Source organism: Sphingobacterium sp. 18053 (assembly GCF_902706145.1).
Classification (GTDB): domain Bacteria; phylum Bacteroidota; class Bacteroidia; order Sphingobacteriales; family Sphingobacteriaceae; genus Sphingobacterium; species Sphingobacterium paramultivorum.
In genome coordinates this window covers 90278-109021 of record NZ_CACSJW010000006.1, presented here as the reverse complement: position 1 = coordinate 109021, position 18744 = coordinate 90278, and the positions used below count along the sequence as shown (strand labels likewise).

The following is an 18744-nucleotide window of genomic DNA, read 5'->3' as shown; positions in this document are numbered from 1 at the left end:
ATTTACGCTAAAATACTAATAATGAGTTTAAAAATCTAAATTATAATCATTTTAAAAGGTTAAATAATGCTAAGTTTAAAATTAGTATAGCCAAATGGACCTTAATTAGTAGGTTTGTATTATGGCAAATGGTATCTTATATTTAATTCCTGTTCCTTTGAGTGATGACGCAGCTTTCCAATCGTTTACTTCATATTTAGTGGAAACAATCAATTCATTGGACGAGTATATTGTAGAAAATGAAAAAACGGCTCGTAAGTTTTTAAAACTTGCAGGTTTAAAGATTCCGCAGAGCGAACTAAAAATTCATGATTATGGAAAACATGTGCGGGACAAGGGAAATATAAATGATTTTTTTGGAGGCTTGAAACAGGGCAAAAATGTTGGTTTAATGTCTGAGGCAGGATGTCCTGGTGTTGCTGACCCCGGAGCTTCTATTGTGGCACGGGCACATCAATTGGGTATTAAGGTCGTTCCTCTTGTTGGTCCAAGCTCTATTCTACTGGCGCTTATGGCTTCTGGATTTAGCGGACAGAAATTTGCTTTTCATGGGTATTTGCCTATCGATAAAATTGATCGTGCTAAGGAAATTAAAAATCTCGAACAACAATCAGCACGCGAACGGCAGACTCAGATTTTTATTGAAACTCCATTTAGAAATAATCAACTTTTGGCTGATCTACTAAAAATATGTAAACCTTCCAGCTTACTCAGTGTTGCGTCAAATGTAACAGCGGCCGATGAAAATATCCAAAGTTTGACGGTTGGTGAGTGGAGAAAACGAACGTATGATTATCATAAAAAGCCTACTATTTTTTTACTTTATGCATGATGTCTTTATAAGCTCCCCCCTACCCTATCTTCATTGATGATGTTTAGTTGAGAAGCTAAAAGCGGTTTTTATTCGATTGAATCATGTTTTATTAAAGTAAGTGAGTGGTCACATCTAGTTTTTTAATAAGAATTTAAACCGGCTTATCTATACATTTTCTGAACAGATTTTGTTAAGTGTCGAGGATGATTAAATGTATAACAAAATGAATAACTGCAGATTACTATTTATTATATTTTTCTTTTCATTAGTTGGATTCGGTAAAGATGTTTCTGCGCAGCCTTCTACGTATGTGATCGTCCATGGAGCTTGGGGTGGCGCTTGGCAGTTTAAAAATACTGCGGTTGAGTTAGCGAAAAAGGGAAATGTAGTTTACCGCCCTACACTAACAGGTCTGGGCGAGCGTTATCATTTAGCAGATACTTCTATTCGATTGCAAACTCATGTCAATGATGTTGTGAATACGATCCTATTTGAGGATCTTCATGATATTATACTGGTGGGACATAGTTATGGTGGTATGGTAATTACAGCTGTGGCCGATAGTCTTCCGGATAGAATACGTAAATTGGTTTACTTGGATGCTATACTTCCGGAGGATCAGCAATCGGTAATAAACTTAATGGGGAAATCTACTGCAGCAAATGGACTGTTAAAATTAGAAAAGGATGGTTATATTTTTCCTTTCTGGGTGAAGGATGTTAAGAAGCTTCCTAGAGATGTCCCCCACCCGCTAAAAACAATGACAGATAAGATTAATTTAAAAAATCCGAAACGGCTTAAGATCCCAAGTACATACATTTTGACTTATACGGATGGTACAGCAATTGAGGAGGACGATTTTTACCCGTTTTATAAGAAAGCTAAAACCATGGGTTTTAAAACAATCGAATTTGTTGGAGATCATAATCCACAAATAAAAAGGTTGAAAGAATTAGTAAATTTGTTGGAACAGGAATAATAAATAAGCAATAAATAGTTCAATGACGCAAGAGGAATTAATAAAAGAGTTAAGTAAGCCTGAAGTAATTTATACCGCTATGGGTATTGTGGCTATACGTATTATTGTATGGCTTTTATTTGCAAATACAATTCGAAAGACCTTAAAATTGGTCGCCAAAGAAAATAGATTAATGACGCCTAACCAATCCTGGTTAGCTGCCATTCCGCTAGTTAATATTTATTGGAATTTTCAGGTTGCTTCGCGTCTAAGGGATTCTTTGATCAATGAATTTTATGATCGGAAAATAGCTGTGGAAGAAAACCCTACGTTTAGGAAAGGATCGCTATATGCATGGATTTACTTGGCCACGAATATTCCTCTCCCACTTTCCATTTCCGGTGTACTGATCATTATGCATTTTGTGACCTTGGCTAATTATTGGTTTGAAATTAACGCGAATAGAAGAATTTTGGAAGAACATAATAAATTTAGAGAAAAGGAGGTAATTGTAGACCATGAAAATTAAAGAAGTCATTGATTATTTGGAGCAATTGGCTCCTTTAGATTTGCAGGAGTCTTATGATAATGCTGGGCTTATTGTGGGCGACGCCAATAGAGAGATTACAAAAGTGCTCATTTCTTTAGACTGCACAGAAGCTGTTGTAAAAGAGGCCATTGATAAAGGATGTAATTTAATTATTTCGCATCATCCTATTGTGTTCAGGGGCCTAAAAAAATTTAATGGAAAAAATTATGTGGAGCGTACGGTTATTAAAGCAATTGAACATAAAGTTGCATTATATGCCATTCATACAAATCTCGACAATGTTACCGGTGGAGTGAACACGAAAATTGCCGATAAATTGGGATTAGAAAATCAGGCTATACTGCAATCTAAAACAGATGTATTGCGAAAAATGGTCGTTTTTGTACCGAGGAGTCATGTTGAAGATGTCCGACAGGCATTGTTTGATGCGGGTGCAGGTAAAATCGGAAAACACTATGATCAATGTAGTTTTAATACGGCAGGTTATGGTAGTTTTAGACCTTTAAAAGGGGCCGATCCTACCATTGGAGAGATTGATGTTCAAGAGCGTGTAGAGGAAACACGAATTGAGGTTATCTACCTGAAATCTAGTGAAAGGAAGTTACTTTTAGCACTCTATGAAGCTCATCCCTATGAGGAAGTAGCTTATGATTTGTTTGATATCCAAAATACGGCTACCGAAATTGGTGCTGGAATGATTGGAAATTTGGCTGAACCAATGGCTGAATTGGAATTTTTAGCTTATCTTAAGGACAAACTGAGGTTGAATGTCATTCGTCATACAGCCTTATTAGATAAAAAAGTTAGTCGTGTAGCTGTATGTGGTGGCTCGGGTGGATTTTTACTCGGTGCAGCCAAACGTTCTGGTGCTGATTTTTTTGTTACAGCAGACTACAAATATCATGAATTTTTTGATGCTGAAGGTGAAATCGTGATTGCAGATACGGGACATTTTGAGAGCGAACAATTTACGCAAGAATTATTGTACGACATTATTACGAAAAAATTTCCTAACTTTGCAACCTTAACAACAGAAATAGATACAAATCCTATAAAATACTACAGTTGATGGAACAAACCGTAGAACAAAAATTGAAAGCATTATGGCTGTTACAAGCCGTACATACTAAAATAGACAAAATTCGCCAAGTTCGTGGTGAATTGCCTATGGAAGTTGCAGATCTTGAAGATGAGATTGCGGGTTTAGAAACTCGTATTGAGAAGATCAGAATAGACTTAGACGATTTAGAAGATTCTATCGTTAAGCGTAAAAACATGATTAAGGATGCTCAGGCTGCTATCAAAAAATATGAGACGCAGTTAAATGAGGTAAAGAATAATCGTGAGTATGACGCTATTTCGAAAGAAATTGAAATCCAAGGTCTTGAGATTCAGGTTTGTGAGAAACGAATCAAAGAAGCAGAATTTGAGATTCGCAACAAAACGGAAAACTACGATACTACTGTAGGAAATCTTGAGTATAGCAAAAGCGAGCTTGAGGGTAAAAAGAAAGAATTGGAAACAATTACTTCTGAAACTCAAAAGGAAGAAGATGCATTATTAGCAAAAGCCGCTGAGGCTGAGGCTAATATTGAAGAGCGTTTGGTAAAAGTATACTACCGTTTACGTAATTCGTTCAAAAACGGGCTTGCTGTAGTCTCGATTGATCGTGATAGCTGTTCAGGATGCCACAATAAAATTCCGGCACAAATGCAATCGGAAATTCGTCAACGCAAAAAAATCATTATCTGTGAACATTGCGGACGCGTTTTGGTTGATGAAGGAATCGTATTGGAAATCGAACAAGAATACGGTTTTTAATCGTTGAGAGATAAAAGATGGCCCTGCTGACAAGCAGGGCTTTTTTTTTGTCATTTTTTTTATGCAACTTTGTTGATATACTGACTAGGTCCATTTTGCAAAATCGTAATTTTGTAGGTGGTAAAATTTTAACCTTTAAATGTTTATGAATAAAACTCATTTCAAGTTAATTGCAGCCTTTTTGCTGGGAACAACTTTTCTACAAGCAAAAGCGCAAGAAACCTTATTGCTTCGAAATCCCAGTGTAAGCGCTAGTAATATCGCTTTTGTGTATGGTGGAGATATTTGGATTGCAGACAAAAATGGCGCTAATCCAAGGCGGCTTACTACAAATCCTGGCGTAGAGCAGAATCCGATGTTTTCTCCTGACGGTAAGAAAGTGGCATTTACGGGGAATTATGATGGAAATACGGATGTATACGTGATTCCAATAACAGGTGGTGAGCCTAAACGTATTACTTATCATCCCTCGTCGGATGTATTGCGCGGATGGCTCAATAATGATGAAGTATATTATACTACATCTCGTGATTTCACCTATGCTTTAAGTCCACGATTATACAGTTCCAATATTCAAATGTCAGGAATGGACAAGGCGCTCATTATGCCTGAGGCTACTCAGGGAAGCCCTTCTGCCGATGGCCGTTACTGGGCTTACATCAAGAATACTGACCCTACTGAAAGAGATCGAGTAGCCTTTAAACGTTACCGGGGTGGTGGCATGCCAACCATTTGGATTTTTGATACCAAAACAAAAGAAATCGAGGCTATTCCGAACGTTAAAAGTAATGATGTTAAACCATTATGGTTGGGAACGAAGGTTTATTTCCTATCTGACCGCGATAAAATTGTCAATATTTTTAGCTACGACACCAAAACCAAAAAGGTTGAAAAACTAACAGATTTCAAAGATTATGATGTGCGTTCCTTGAATGGGAATGGTAACGACTTGATTTTTGAATATGCTGGAGTATTGAATACACTGAATCTAAACGGAAATAAAATTACTCCTTTGCACATCACTGTGAATACAGATGTCATGTATAAAAGGCCGTATTATAAAGACATCAAGGACGATATACGTTATGCTACTCTATCGCCAACGGGCCAACGGGCACTATTAGAAGCACGGGGAGAGATCTTTACGGTACCAAAGGAAAAAGGAGAAGCTCGAAATTTATCTAATTCACCAGGTTCGCATGAACGTTTTCCAGATTGGTCTCCTAATGGCAAATGGGTTTCATATATTTCAGATAAAAATGGATCCTATCAGTTGGTACTGATGGATCAGTTCGGAAAAGATCAGCCATTATACTTTAATTTAGGGGAAACCAATTTCTATTTTGAACCCACTTGGTCGCCAGATTCAAAGAAGCTTTTTTACAATGATTCGCATCTTAATCTGTATTATATTGATATTGCTTCCAAGGCTGTTGTCAAAGTTGCCGATGACAAATTAAGTGGTCAAACCGGGCGTGTATCCAATCATTTCCAACCAAGTTGGTCTCCAGATTCAAAATGGATTTCCTTTATACGTACACTGGAAAACGGGGCACCTGCTGTGTTCATGTATAACTTAGATACAAAGAAAACTCAGCAAATTACGGATGGTATGAGCTCTGCCCGCAGTACTGCATTTTCGCAAGATGGTAAATATTTATTTTTCACGGCGAGTACAAATACAGGTTTAACAAATTCTGGTTTACATATGTCCGCTGTACAGCGTAATGTAGATTATGCAGTCTATGCTTTTATCCTGTCGAGCAAAACACCATCATTCTTTAAAAACGATAGTGATGATGAGCAAATCCGTGAAGATAAACCTGATAAAAAGGAAGAGGGAGAGAATAATAAAAAGGAACGTGTAAAAGAGAATGATAAAAAAGCTCCTAAAAAGGATAAGAAGGAAGAGTCAGTTGCAAGCAAGCCGGTTGACAAATCTATTCAGGTAGATTTCGATCGTATAGAGAATCGAATTGTTGCCCTCCCTTTGCCAGCCGGTCCTTACTGGAATTTAAATGGTCTGGTTCCAAATCAATTGACTTATCAACGTGGTGGAACAATCGGTGCATATGATTTTAAGGATCTTGAAAACAAAACCTTAGTAGAGAATGCACGTAGCTTTGTTATTAGTGCAGATGGTAAAAAGATGTTATATCAAACGGGAAATGGATTCAATATTGTAACAGCTGGGCAAAAAGTAGCCTCTCCTACTGCGGGGGAAGTCAAATTGGGTGGAATTCAGCAACTGGTGGACCCTGCGGCGGAATGGAAACAGGTGTTCAATGAAGTATGGTCGATGCAAAAAGACTATTTCTATGTAGAAAATATGCACGGTGCAGACTGGAAGGCGATGAAAGCCAAATATGAAAAATTCCTACCTTTTGTAAACCATCGTTCTGATCTTGGTTATTTATTGAACGAAATGATGGGAGAAATGGTTGTAGGACACAATTATATCTATCCTGGAGATCAACCTTCCACGCCATCAGTTTCAGTTGGTGTGTTGGGAGCAGATTATACGCTAAAGAATGGTTATTATCAGATCGCCAAATTGTTTACGCGTCTTGAATGGAATCCATCGTTCAAAGCCCCATTGGCTGAACCGGGATTAAACATAAAAGAGGGAGACTATATTGTTGCCGTGAATGGTACTGAATTGACTGAGGATAAGGATATCTATAGTTTATTTGACAATACTGTTGGTAAACAAGTTACGTTGAAGGTCAATTCAAAACCATCGCTGGTTGGCGCACGTGAAGTAATCGTTAAACCGATCTCGTTTAGCGATGAAATGAACTTGCGTAGCATGGAATGGGTCGAAAGAAACCGTAAAAAAGTAAATGAATTGAGCAATGGGCAAATAGCTTATGTGTACATGCCGAATACCGGTCCTGAGGGGTATACTTATTTCAATCGGTATTACTTCGCTCAGATGGATAAAAAGGCTCTTCTAATGGACGAAAGGAATAACGGTGGTGGCTGGGTTGCCGATTATGTGATCGACCTCTTATCTCGCGAGTTAATCGCTGGCTGGGGAATTCGTGATGGAAAAGGATTTACTACACCGGGAAATGGTATTTATGGACCAAAGGCCATGATTATTAATGAAAATGCAGGCTCAGGTGGCGATATGATGCCTTATATGTTTCGTTTTAAAGGGCTTGGCAAACTGGTCGGTCGTACGACAATGGGGATTTTGGTTGGCATAAGTGGTTATCCTCCTTTGTTGGATGGAGGCCGTATTACTTCTCCAAACTTTGGCGTATATGACCTCAAAGGAAATTGGATTATTGAAAATGAGGGTGTTGCTCCTGATGTATTTATCGAACAATTGCCTAAAGATCTTTTGGAAGGTCGAGATCCACAGCTTGAGAGAACGGTGAAGATATTGTTGGAAGAAATGAAAACATATCCGTATAAAAATCTGCAGAAACCTGCTGATCCAATTCGAGTGAATTAAGATAGTCTACATAAAAAAGGCTTTGGATTTTTCCAAAGCCTTTTTTTTGATCATATATGCTGTGTCAAATGTATTCATATTCGGGATGATCGAATACCTCTGTTGGAGTTTTTACTGTATTTGGATGATATCGCCTTTTGCCATTCGGCTAGTACAAACTAGACGGCAGAATTTGAATGAATGCGACAATTTTAATAAATCTTGCTTTTATTGCTATCTTTAACTGATATTTAATAGCTATGTTTCCTGAACAAACACCCCATCCGTTTCAATCTTTGTTACGATTGATCTTAATGGTTATCGGTTTTACCATTCTTTCGCAGATTATTGCTATTCTGATTATTGCAAGTTATTATACATACACTAGGCAGGTCTTCTCATTGGAATCCTTAATGAATGGATCGGCCAATGAGATGCGCTTTATGTTGTTAATGAGCAGCTTGGGATCTTTTGTTGTACCAGCTTATCTGATGAATACACGCGAAGGATATGGCATTACTTATTTTAAACTGAAAAAATGGCCTAACGGAATGCAATTTGGCTATATATTTTTGGCAATGCTTTCTTTTATGCCTTTGATGAGTCTGATCGGTCACTGGAATGAATCCTTACAATTGCCCGATAGTATGCAATCGTTGCAGCGTTGGATGGAGCGTAGCGAAAAGGAATCGGGTGATTTAATTAAGGGCATAATTATGGAGTCGAGTATATCCGGCTTTTTGTACAATATTGTTGTACTGGCCTTAATTCCGGCCATAGGTGAAGAATTGCTGTTTCGTGGTATTTTGCAAAAAATAATAGGAAGATGGTTGAGCAATCAGCATGTGGTTATATGGCTCGTTGCTATTATCTTCAGTGCGATACACCTGCAATTTTTTGGTTTTGTTCCCCGAATGTTATTGGGCGCTTTTTTTGGCTATCTTTATGTATGGAGCAAGAACATCATATTGCCCATCTTTGGGCACTTTGTCAACAATGCCGGAGCCACAATTGGAGCATTTTATTACGTAAGACAGGGAAAGAGTTATGATGAACTCAATGCATTTGAGTTACAATCTTGGTGGATATATCTTGTAGGCTTCATTTTTACTCTTATTTTTGTATTCTTATTTTATCGATCAACGCAAAAAGAAAACAATGGAGAACGATTGGAAAAAAATTAAAACATATACAAATGCTATTCAAGCCGAGATAGTCAAACAAATGTTGGAAGAGAATGGAATTCCCGCTGTCGCGTTGAATAAACAAGATTCTTCTTATCTGTTTGGAAAAATTGAAATTTATGTCAGCGAAGGATCTATCGAAGCAGCCGAAAGGTTAATTGAGGAATCGGAAGGGGATTTTAGTTTATGAAAACAAGAGCAATAACCGGAGTAATCTTTGTGGCTGTCATGATAGCGGCCACCCTTTTGGGAGCTTATGTTTATTCCATTTTTTTTACCTTGCTAAGTACATGGTGTCTTTATGAATTCTACGGAATAGTTTCATCCGAAGAACGTTCCCCAAATAAAGTGATTGGTATCGCCCTGGCCTTGGTACTGTTTGTTTTGGGATCCTTAATTTCGATGGATCTGCTTGCGGTAAAATTTTTAGCACTAATTATTCCGTTTATAAGTGCGACTTATATTATTTCACTTTTTCAGAAGAGAACTTTTCCTTTTAATGATATTGCCTATACTTTTTTGGGAATAGCGTATGTTACATTGCCTTTTTTCCTATTTTCCAAATTAGGGTTTATGCAAGGTACTTTTAACTATGTGATGCCTTTAGGTTTTTTGATCTTATTGTGGACAAACGATACCGGGGCATATCTCGCTGGACGAAGCTTCGGAAAACGTAAACTATTCGAACGGATCTCACCAAAGAAAACATGGGAAGGTTTTTTCGGTGGATTGATTTTGGCAATTGTTGCTGCAGTGAATCTAGAGAAGTATTTTGGTTATCTACCGCTCTGGCAATGGGTAAGTATAGCGGCAATTATCAGTATTGTGGGAACATTAGGTGACTTAGTTGAGTCGATGTTAAAGCGTAGTTTGCACGTAAAGGATTCCGGAAATATATTGCCTGGACATGGTGGTTTTTTAGATAGATTTGATGGGTTGTTATTAGCGGCACCTATGGTCTATGTTTTCTTAATTTTAATCAATTGATTGTATTATGAGTCACATTCAAAAATCTACATTTGATTTTTTAACGGAATTGAAAGCCAATAATTCTCGGGAATGGTTTGCCGATAACAGAGCTAAATATGAAGCTGCATTGGCTGATGTGAGAAGTTTTTTGACAGATTTAATTGCCGCTTTGAGCGAGTTTGACCCTAAAATCAATACTTCCATACAGGCAAGTAAATGTTTGTTTCGTATTTACCGTGATACACGCTTTTCAAATGATAAGACACCTTATAAAAGTTGGTTTGGGGCAGGAATTTCAGTTGATGGAAGAAAGTTGCAGGGACCAGAGTACTATATTCATATTGGAGCAGAAAATTCATTTATTGCCTGTGGATATTGGCGTCCAGAAAAGCAACATTTAGAGGCAATAAGACAAGAAATTGATTACAGCGGTAATAAATTGGATGAAATTTTAAAAAAAACTGTATTGACAGGCGGTAATATTGCACTTTTCAAAGAAGATTTACTGAAGCGTGCGCCTGCTGGCTATAGTGAGGATAATCCTTTTATTGACTTTATCAAATTGAAAAGTTTTGTGTTGGATAGATCTTTAACTATAAAGGAGTTATCTGCAAAAAATGCACTAGATAATATCGTGGCTTCCTATAAAAGTATGCTTCCTTTTAAAGAGTTTTTACAAGAAGCCATCGATACGGAATAATTATTCGGGTAAGCTGATTTTGCCCATGCAGACAGCGGGCGAATCTTTAATTTGCGCTACATTGGATTTGTTACCTACCAAAGTCTCATTTGCTAATAGAGCAAAGAGGACGGCCTCTTTTGCATCTGGATTGATACCTAATGTTGCGAAACTTTCAACGTTACTGGTAGGTAAGCTCCTTTTGATGTAATCAAACAGCAATGGATTGTGTAGCCCACCGCCACTTATGTATACCGCCACATCAGATAGTCCTTCTGACTGCTTCCGAATGCCGTTGACCATCGCATGAGCCGCAAAGCGATTGAGGGTTGCCATAACATTCTCATGTGGAATATGAGTTGTTTTCGAACGATCTTGTGCCCTTTCGAGATAAGCGAGATTAAATAGTTCTGGCCCGGTGGTTTTTGGAAAGGGCAGTGTTAGAAATTCTTCTGTTAATAATTGATTCAATAGCGCATCATTTACCTGTCCCTTTTTGGCCATATAGGCATCTCTATCCATCTCCTGATTAAAATTAGCCTTCATGTATTGGTTCATCATTGTATTGCCTGGACCGAGATCTGTTGCATAGGCTTTCAATTTTGTTTGATGGCTTGGGATAAATGTGAAATTAGAAATACCGCCAATATTCAGTAAGAATCGATTCTCTGTCGCATGCGAGAAAAGTAGATAGTCGCCATACGCCGCCAAAGGTGCCCCTTCTCCTCCCGCAGCAACATGTTTCTGTCTAAAGTCAGACAGGGTTATGATGCCGGTATTTACGGCAATATGATCTCCATCGCCGATCTGTAAGGTACTATTGGGCCAGTTGCGGTCTTTGGTCAATGATTGGGGTGCATGGTATACGGTTTGCCCATGGCTGGCTATACAATCAATCTCGCTGCTTGGTATATTCCATTGTTGTAATGCTGTATTGATTAATTTGGCATGTGTGACTCCAATATAAGCATTGAGTCCGGAAAATAACTGTTGGTCGATATTTCGTTTTGCAAAGACTTCACGGACTCGTGCTCTGAAATCATCCTCATAATCCATTGTAGCAAAATTCTCTAGCTGTATTTTTGTTGTTTTACCTGCATTTTCTATGCGGCATACTGCAATATCAAGACCATCCAAAGAAGTTCCGGACATCAGGCCAATAATACGACGTTCTTTCTTTTGTGAAATTTGGTAAAGTCTTTCGATTTGAGGATTCATAGCTTAAAAATAAACACAAAAATGTTATGATGAATATCATTTTTGACAATTAAAGATATTTTGTAACTTCACGGCATTAAAAATCAAAAAATTAAATACAATGAATTTTCCAGCAGAATTGAAATACACCAAAGATCACGAATGGATTCGTGTTGAAGGTGATGAAGCAGTTGTAGGGATTACCGATTTCGCTCAACGTGAATTGGGTGACATCGTTTTTGTTGACATAAACACTGTAGGTGAGGAAGTTGCCGCTAATGAAGTTTTCGGTACAATTGAAGCTGTAAAAACAGTTTCTGATCTATTTTTACCTGTATCAGCTACGATTTTATCGGTTAATGAAGCTATTGATGCATCTCCTGAATTGGTCAATTCTGATCCTTATGGTGAAGGTTGGATTGTTCGTATTAAATTGAACAACGCTGCTGATGTAGATGCTTTGTTATCTGCTGATCAGTACAAAGAAGAGATCAACGCATAAATTTGATATATAAGAAATAAAATAGGGGCCCTTTGGCCCCTATTTTATTTCTCGTTCCAGTCGTTTATTGACTTTTTAATGTGGTCGTTATTTTTGCTTCAGGCATATCCACGGCACTTGTCATTTCTGTTATCTTGGTAAGGCAGGTCTTTTTATCCAAGACATAAAAACCCTGTACGTTGCCTACCTGATTTGCATCCGGGCCGAACATTTTTCCTTCAACATTTACTTTGTAGCCTAACTCATTTGCTTCTATTAAAGTCATTTTGCTTTCCACCGAAATGCCGGAATCATCTGATTCCGTTTTGGATGTCCATGAATCACCTATTTTAATTGGCTGTTCAGGTAATACTGTACTTATATTTTCGAACATACTTTTATCAAACGGGATGTTAATACCCTCAGGTAACTTGATATCAGAAGATTTGCCAAGTTGATCAACATTAAAGCTAATGCTATTTTCTAGCAATTTGCCTAAGGTAGCATGCATCTGTTTGGAAAACTCATTGGCCTCGGGGTCTTTCGAGTCGTAGGACATGTCCATTCCCGCCATATTCATTTTCATGTTTATTCCGGTATATCTAAGGTCAAACGCGAAGATATTGTCTTTTTTCGTTGTATTGGTGATATCAAAGCCCATATTAAGGTCTGTAACCATTTTTTGGCCAGCAGCGTCAATATCCATTGTCATCACAAGGTTTTGCGATATTTTTTTTCCTGAATCGGGATTTACACGTAGTGTGTATTTCTTTTGTGCGGAAGCAGATATCACTAGAAATGCAAATACGGCCATCAAAGAGGCAATTCTTAATTTTTTCATATATGGAATTTTAATTTTTTTAATAAGCAACAATCGGTCAGCTTAAATATAAAAAAAATCCCTTTTACAACGTAAAAGGGATTTTAATTTTTTTAAGAATGTAATTCGTATTACTTCTTGATATAAGATACTTCTTTCACAGCCTTAACAACTTTCTCAACGCTAGGTAAAGCAGCTTCGATCAATGTTGGAGCATAAGGAAGAGGTACATCTGCACAATTTACGCGGATAACAGGGGCATCTAAATAATCAAATGCATTACGTTGTACATTGAATGCTAAATCCGTAGAAATAGACGCCAATGGCCATGCTTCTTCCACGATTACCAAACGGTTTGTTTTCTTAACAGACGCGATGATTGTAGGGTAATCGATAGGACGTACCGAACGCAAGTCAATTAATTCAACGCTGATACCTTCTTTTTTCAATTCTTCAACTGCAGGAATGACAACGCGAGGAAGCATTTTACCAAAAGATACAACAGTTACATCTGTACCTTCTTGGATAATATTAGCTTTTCCGATTTCCAAGTAATATTCTTCTTCAGGAACTTGTCCTTTATCACCATACATTACCTCAGATTCCATGAAGATAACAGGATCTGGATCGATAATAGCTGATTTCAACAAACCTTTAGCTTCATATGGGTTAGAAGGAACCACAACTTTTAAACCTGGTGTATTTGCAAACCAGTTTTCGAAGTTTTGAGAGTGTTGTGCTGCAAGCTGACCAGCATTTCCAGTTGGACCACGGAAGACCATTGGAATAGAGAACTGTCCACCACTCATCGAGTGGATTTTAGCTGCCGCATTGATTACTTGATCAATAGCAACAAGTGAAAAGTTGAATGTCATGAACTCAACAATCGGTTTTAAACCATTCATTGCAGCTCCAACTGCGATACCTGCAAAACCAAGTTCAGCAATAGGTGTATCAATGATACGTTTTGCACCGAATTCATCAAGCATACCCTGACTCACTTTGTAAGCTCCGTTATACTCAGCAACTTCTTCTCCTAATAAAAATATTTTGTCGTCTTTACGCATTTCTTCGTTCATTGCTTCACGAAGTGCTTCTCTGAATTGTATTTCTCTCATCAGTTGTAAAATAGTGTCAATTTTTAGATTACAAATCTACTATTTAAAATTGATATTTTGAAGATTTGAACCCGCTAATTCTATAGTTTTATGTCATTTTTTAATAAGTAAATGACTTTTGTATTAAATTTTTGAATATAAGTTGTTCAGATATTCCAATGTCTTTATAAGTGCCTTATTACTATTCATTATCGCTAACGGAATGTTCCACGTGGCACGGTTCCTTCTTTCCACGTAATTTGAAATACCACGAATCTCAATCACGGGAATTGTCATTTTATCGGCGGCATAGAAAACAGCAGCTCCTTCCATACTTTCAACAAGGCTATTAGGATGCAGTTTTTTAATTTTTTCGATACTTTCTGTTCTACCATGGACTTTGTTTACGGTAATTCCTTCCCCCTGTTTTAGAAAAGGAAGCCTAAGCTCCTTGTCATTCAGTAAACATGAGTTAAATGTAGACCTTCCATAGCCCAATTGATCTATTGGAATAAAATTATGACCGTCTTCCGCGCCTAGTTCAACAAATGATTCCGAAACGACTTGAATAACCGAGCCTATTTCAATCGTACGATCCAAACATCCTCCTATCCCGACATTAATGAGGAGATCATAATTTTTTTCGTGTAGCATTCTTCCCAGCTCAAAGGCTGTGGCGACCATGCCTACACCAGTTACTAAGGTATCGCATTGATCGTAATTTGATACCACTTCCAGAAAAGGCTGTAATTCAAATGAAGTAGCCGCAATAATTAATATTTGCATGACAAGCTCGTTTTTGATTGAAAATTACACATTATCTTGCAAGTAGAACTCTTTTTAGTATAAAAACATCGTTCTTGCAATGCGTCCTGCTTAGAAACGCGAGCTTGATGTCAATAAGGCCAACTGCTTTTTTGCTACGACCTTCTCTTTTATAATGCTGTACGAACTGTATAGTTTTCGCCCTGATGCTATTGTAAACAATACTAATAGATTAATATAACATCTTAAATTAGTTTAGATTTTATATATTTTTAGTTTAGGTTTTAGTTAGGCTTACTTTAGGTAAAACCTATATAAAACCTAAACTAAACCTAACTAAAACCTAAGTAAAACCTAACTAAAGATAAAAGAAAATTGGCCTTAAAAAATCAGCATTCGTTGTAGTTCTTTTAAACTGGGAGTATTTACACTCCGCTACAAAATTTTATATCAAATCATTCTTGAAAGCGGGTTGTAAGTAAGGATAAAGTGCTTAGATTTTTGCCTGTTTGTTCAACAAAAGAGAAAGCACTTCATTATATTACTATATTCTGACGGCATTCCTTAAATTGAGATGCTTTAATTGCACTTAAAGCCTTATCTTTGTATTATTATGATATTTATAACTCGTCGTGAACGTTTCTGTGCTGCGCACAAGCTCTATCGTGAAGACTGGAGTAAGGAGCAGAATGAACAGGTATTTGGTCTTTGCTCCAATCCAAATTGGCATGGACATAATTATGATCTTTATGTAACAGTGAAAGGAAAAGTCAATCCCGAGACTGGTTTTTTGATCGATTTAAAGATCATGAAAGAAATAATCAATCGTAGTATCATTGACAAAGTCGATCACCGTAATTTCAATTTAGATGTTGATTTTATGAAAGGAGTCATGGCTTCTACGGAGAATATCGCAATCGAAATATTTAAGATCTTAAAACCGCTGTTTGATGAACAGGGTGTGATCTTGCATAGTGTCCGTTTGCATGAAACAGAAAATAATTACGTCGAATATTTTGGCGATTAATCTTTAATACATTTAAATAGTAGAAACTATGAGTCAACACTCATTTGACAACGAAGAGTTGGATGGATATATTAAGATCGACAAATACAATACTGAAAAGGTAGATCGCATCGCTGCTCATTATACAGATATATTAGAATGTCTGGGGGAAGATCCAAAACGCGAAGGTTTAGTGAAAACACCAGAACGTGTTGCAAAGGCATTGCAATTTTTGACACATGGCTATGATATCGATGCTGCGGAGGTATTACGTGGTGCTATGTTTGAGGAAGACTACAGTCAAATGGTCGTCGTTAAGGATATTGAAGTATATTCTCTTTGTGAGCACCATATGTTACCTTTCTTTGGCAAAGCCCATATCGCGTATATTCCAAATGGCCATATTGTAGGTTTAAGCAAGATACCACGTGTCGTTGATATTTTTGCGCGTCGTCTGCAGGTTCAGGAACGTCTCACCAATGAGATCAGAGATTGTATTCAAGAAACTTTGGGCGCTCGTGGAGTAGCTGTGGTTATGGAATGCAAACACATGTGTATGGCGATGCGTGGTGTTCAGAAACAGAATTCTGTAACGACTACCTCTGCATTTACGGGAGCATTCCAAAATGATGTCACAAGATCCGAATTTCTACGCTTGATCACTGCTGATCTTGCTTAGTATATTTGTTGTTTAATAATAAAAAATGCCCCTCTAAAAGATCGTCTTTTAGGGGGGCATTTTTTTGATGAAATTTGGAAACAAAATAGAAAATCAAAAAATGGCAATATGGCTTTTTTATGCATCTGACGCGATTCTCGAAAAAAGCTCTTTACAAAAGGATAATTGTATTTTACTGGTATTCAGGTTTTTGTAAAAAAAAGTTTTTATCATAAAAATGTTTTTTGGTACCTTTGTGGTTATGGAAATTGTTGCCGACGATTTAGAGTCCTATTTGGAACATACTACAGACGAAGAAAATTCGTTACTGAAAAGGGTAAATCGGGAGACATATTTGAAGGAAACAATGCCCCATATGTTATCTGGACACTACCAGGGAAGAGTTCTTTCTTTATTGAGTAAATTGGTTGCTCCGAAACGTATCTTGGAGATAGGAACGTTTACGGGATATGCAACATTATGTCTCGCAGAGGGGCTGCAGGAAGATGGGATATTACATACTATCGATATCAATGCAGAGCAACAAGAACGCGTCCAGAGGTATTTTGATGAATCGGCATTTGCTGATAAAATCAGCTATCATATTGGAGATGCAGCGGTAATACTACCTACATTAGATGAAACATTTGATTTGGTATTTATCGACGCGGACAAAAAGAGAAATTTATATTATTTCGAAACGATAATAAATCAAGTTCCGTCTGGGGGACTTATTTTGATTGACAATGTCTTATGGAAAGGTAAGGTGTTAGATTCAAAACCAGACAACCAAACAAAGCAGATCATTGATTTGAATGCACGTTTAGCTCAGGACAAGCGCGTAGAAAAGGTAATATTACCGATTCGAGACGGACTTTTTGCCTTACGCAAGAAGTAATTTGTGAACTAAAACATTCTTCATGAATTTAAAACAATTAAAAAGCTTTGTACTGTTACTAGCTTTGGGAACTTTTGGATTAACAAAAGTTTCGGCTCAAAGTAATGCGGCATATGTCGATAAGTACAGTCCAATAGCAAAAGAAATGATGGAGGAACACGGTGTTCCAGCATCGGTTATCTTAGCCATCGCTATGCATGAAAGCGGAAATGGTGGTAGCAGGGTAGCAAAAAATTTGAATAACCATTTTGGTGTCAAAGGAAAAAACAACAGTACCGTTATTCGGTCAGCTTACAAAGGTTATCGGTCTGTAATGGACTCGTATGATGATTTTGTAGGAATAGTAAAAAGAAAAAAGACTACTCAGAGTCTTTTTGAAAAACATCCTGGTGAAAAATACGAAGCTTGGGTAAAAGCGATTGCTCGTTCGGGTTACTCCACGAGTAAAGGTTGGACAGCAAAAGTACTCGCTACTATTAAACAATATCACTTAGATATGTTTGATAATGATGCTAAGCAAAATAGATTCTCGTCAACAAAAAAATAAGCGCGACATTATTGCATGAAGAAGTTTTTTTATGGCATGTTTGTATTCATGATGTTGATTACATCATGTTCAAGCCGGAGAGGCACAATATCCTCTTCTAAATCTGGCTCCAATTCAAAAACTTCTTCATCCTCTTCTGTGGGGCGACCGACCATGGCTGGCAACGACTATATTGCTCATTACAAAGATGTGGCCGTTGCAGAAATGAATAAATATGGTATCCCTGCGAGCATTAAGCTTGCTCAGGCTTTACTGGAATCCGGTAATGGTAATAGCTATTTAGCACGTGAGGCTAATAATCATTTCGGTATTAAATGCGGTGGAGTTTGGAAAGGAAAATCCGTGACTCGTCCTGATGATAATATTAATGATTGCTTTCGTGTTTATGAAAATCCCGAACAATCTTTTCGGGATCACTCAGAGTTTCTGTTACGACCGCGATATGCGGCACTCTTTAAGTTGGATAAGAATGACTATAAAGGTTGGGCTAAAGGCTTGAAAGCAGCAGGGTACGCCACAAATCCACGTTATCCTGAATTGTTGATCGAAATGATCGAAAGATACCATCTTGATCAATATGATCGCGTTGAATCACGGCGTGAAAAAGTTGTACGAGAAGAGACCGTACAGGTTGAGATCGTACAAAATGTACAAGAAACACCTCCTACCGTAGTAAAAACAGAAGAAATCAAGAGCCCTGTCGCTATGCGTATTCATGAAGTTAAAGCTCAGGATACGTTATATTCGCTCAGTAAGCTGTACAATGTATCCGTTGATCAGATCAAATCCCTAAACGGTCTTACCGATGATGCGTTATCTTTAGGCCAATTATTGGTTATATCTAAATAGTTACGCTTT

General features: G+C 37.5%; 20 protein-coding genes. 16 read left to right on the top strand and 4 right to left on the bottom strand.

The window, feature by feature from the left end:
- Positions 1 to 121 precede the first annotated feature (121 nt).
- The 10 genes from GVK91_RS15620 (at position 122) to GVK91_RS15575 (ending at position 10438) form a co-directional block, all read left to right on the top strand.
- Positions 122 to 832 carry an SAM-dependent methyltransferase gene (locus GVK91_RS15620; protein WP_159729983.1) on the top strand — a complete coding sequence of 237 codons (711 nt, stop codon included), beginning with the start codon at positions 122 to 124 and terminating at the stop codon, positions 830 to 832.
- A 205-nt stretch (positions 833 to 1037) separates the two neighbouring features.
- Positions 1038 to 1793, top strand: coding sequence for an alpha/beta hydrolase (locus GVK91_RS15615; RefSeq protein ID WP_159729981.1), 756 nt, complete (start codon positions 1038 to 1040; stop codon positions 1791 to 1793).
- 22 nt (positions 1794 to 1815) lie between these two features.
- Positions 1816 to 2301: a hypothetical protein gene (locus tag GVK91_RS15610; protein WP_153847935.1), complete on the top strand. Its 486-nt coding sequence runs from the start codon at positions 1816 to 1818 to the stop codon at positions 2299 to 2301.
- On the top strand, positions 2291 to 3391 hold the full coding sequence (locus GVK91_RS15605; RefSeq protein WP_153847936.1) for a Nif3-like dinuclear metal center hexameric protein: 1101 nt from the start codon (positions 2291 to 2293) through the stop codon (positions 3389 to 3391). The genes GVK91_RS15610 and GVK91_RS15605 overlap by 11 nt, the downstream gene beginning before the upstream one ends.
- Positions 3391 to 4143, top strand: coding sequence for a zinc ribbon domain-containing protein (locus GVK91_RS15600; RefSeq protein WP_153847937.1), 753 nt, complete (start codon positions 3391 to 3393; stop codon positions 4141 to 4143). Before GVK91_RS15605 ends, GVK91_RS15600 begins: the two co-directional genes overlap by 1 nt.
- Before the next feature lie 145 nt (positions 4144 to 4288).
- Entirely contained in the window at positions 4289 to 7606 is a 3318-nt protein-coding gene (locus tag GVK91_RS15595; protein ID WP_235032938.1) for a S41 family peptidase, read from the top strand.
- A 239-nt stretch (positions 7607 to 7845) separates the two neighbouring features.
- On the top strand, positions 7846 to 8769 hold the full coding sequence (locus tag GVK91_RS15590) for a CPBP family intramembrane glutamic endopeptidase (RefSeq protein ID WP_153847939.1): 924 nt from the start codon (positions 7846 to 7848) through the stop codon (positions 8767 to 8769).
- Positions 8744 to 8959: a DUF2007 domain-containing protein gene (locus tag GVK91_RS15585; protein WP_153847940.1), complete on the top strand. Its 216-nt coding sequence runs from the start codon at positions 8744 to 8746 to the stop codon at positions 8957 to 8959. The genes GVK91_RS15590 and GVK91_RS15585 overlap by 26 nt, the downstream gene beginning before the upstream one ends.
- Positions 8956 to 9756 (top strand): phosphatidate cytidylyltransferase, encoded by an 801-nt coding sequence (locus GVK91_RS15580; protein ID WP_159729977.1) that lies wholly within the window; start codon positions 8956 to 8958, stop codon positions 9754 to 9756. Before GVK91_RS15585 ends, GVK91_RS15580 begins: the two co-directional genes overlap by 4 nt.
- A gap of 7 nt (positions 9757 to 9763) precedes the next feature.
- Positions 9764 to 10438, top strand: coding sequence for a DUF2461 domain-containing protein (locus GVK91_RS15575; protein ID WP_159729975.1), 675 nt, complete (start codon positions 9764 to 9766; stop codon positions 10436 to 10438).
- On the opposite strand, the gene GVK91_RS15570 is transcribed toward GVK91_RS15575, so the two are convergent.
- Positions 10439 to 11635 (bottom strand): anhydro-N-acetylmuramic acid kinase, encoded by a 1197-nt coding sequence (locus tag GVK91_RS15570; RefSeq protein ID WP_153847943.1) that lies wholly within the window; start codon positions 11633 to 11635, stop codon positions 10439 to 10441.
- Between the two features lie 100 nt (positions 11636 to 11735).
- Between GVK91_RS15570 and gcvH the strand changes: the two genes are divergently transcribed.
- Positions 11736 to 12116, top strand: a complete 381-nt coding sequence (gcvH, locus tag GVK91_RS15565; RefSeq protein WP_046673188.1) for a glycine cleavage system protein GcvH — start codon at positions 11736 to 11738, stop codon at positions 12114 to 12116.
- A gap of 64 nt (positions 12117 to 12180) precedes the next feature.
- Here gcvH and GVK91_RS15560 read toward each other — a convergent pair whose 3' ends face one another.
- The 3 genes from GVK91_RS15560 to mqnB form a co-directional block, all read right to left on the bottom strand.
- Entirely contained in the window at positions 12181 to 12936 is a 756-nt protein-coding gene (locus tag GVK91_RS15560; protein WP_159729973.1) for a DUF6263 family protein, read from the bottom strand.
- Positions 12937 to 13046: 110 nt separating this feature from the next.
- A complete protein-coding gene (locus GVK91_RS15555) occupies positions 13047 to 14033 on the bottom strand; it encodes a pyruvate dehydrogenase complex E1 component subunit beta (protein WP_046673190.1) in 987 nt (328 codons plus the stop codon).
- A gap of 123 nt (positions 14034 to 14156) precedes the next feature.
- Positions 14157 to 14798 (bottom strand): futalosine hydrolase, encoded by a 642-nt coding sequence (mqnB, locus tag GVK91_RS15550; protein WP_159729971.1) that lies wholly within the window; start codon positions 14796 to 14798, stop codon positions 14157 to 14159.
- Positions 14799 to 15390: 592 nt separating this feature from the next.
- On the opposite strand from mqnB, the gene GVK91_RS15545 reads away from it, so the two are divergent.
- From GVK91_RS15545 to GVK91_RS15525, 5 genes are all read left to right on the top strand, one after another.
- On the top strand, positions 15391 to 15804 hold the full coding sequence (locus GVK91_RS15545; RefSeq protein ID WP_159729969.1) for a 6-carboxytetrahydropterin synthase: 414 nt from the start codon (positions 15391 to 15393) through the stop codon (positions 15802 to 15804).
- 28 nt (positions 15805 to 15832) lie between these two features.
- Positions 15833 to 16462, top strand: coding sequence for a GTP cyclohydrolase I FolE (folE, locus tag GVK91_RS15540; protein ID WP_046673193.1), 630 nt, complete (start codon positions 15833 to 15835; stop codon positions 16460 to 16462).
- A 241-nt stretch (positions 16463 to 16703) separates the two neighbouring features.
- A complete protein-coding gene (locus tag GVK91_RS15535) occupies positions 16704 to 17339 on the top strand; it encodes an O-methyltransferase (protein ID WP_153847979.1) in 636 nt (211 codons plus the stop codon).
- 22 nt (positions 17340 to 17361) lie between these two features.
- Complete coding sequence (locus GVK91_RS15530) at positions 17362 to 17886, top strand: glucosaminidase domain-containing protein (RefSeq protein ID WP_159729967.1); 525 nt, start codon at positions 17362 to 17364, stop codon at positions 17884 to 17886.
- A 15-nt stretch (positions 17887 to 17901) separates the two neighbouring features.
- The gene (locus GVK91_RS15525) at positions 17902 to 18735 is read left to right on the top strand and encodes a glucosaminidase domain-containing protein (RefSeq protein ID WP_159729965.1); all 834 of its coding nucleotides are present in this window, start codon (positions 17902 to 17904) and stop codon (positions 18733 to 18735) included.
- The last annotated feature ends 9 nt before the right edge of the window (positions 18736 to 18744 follow it).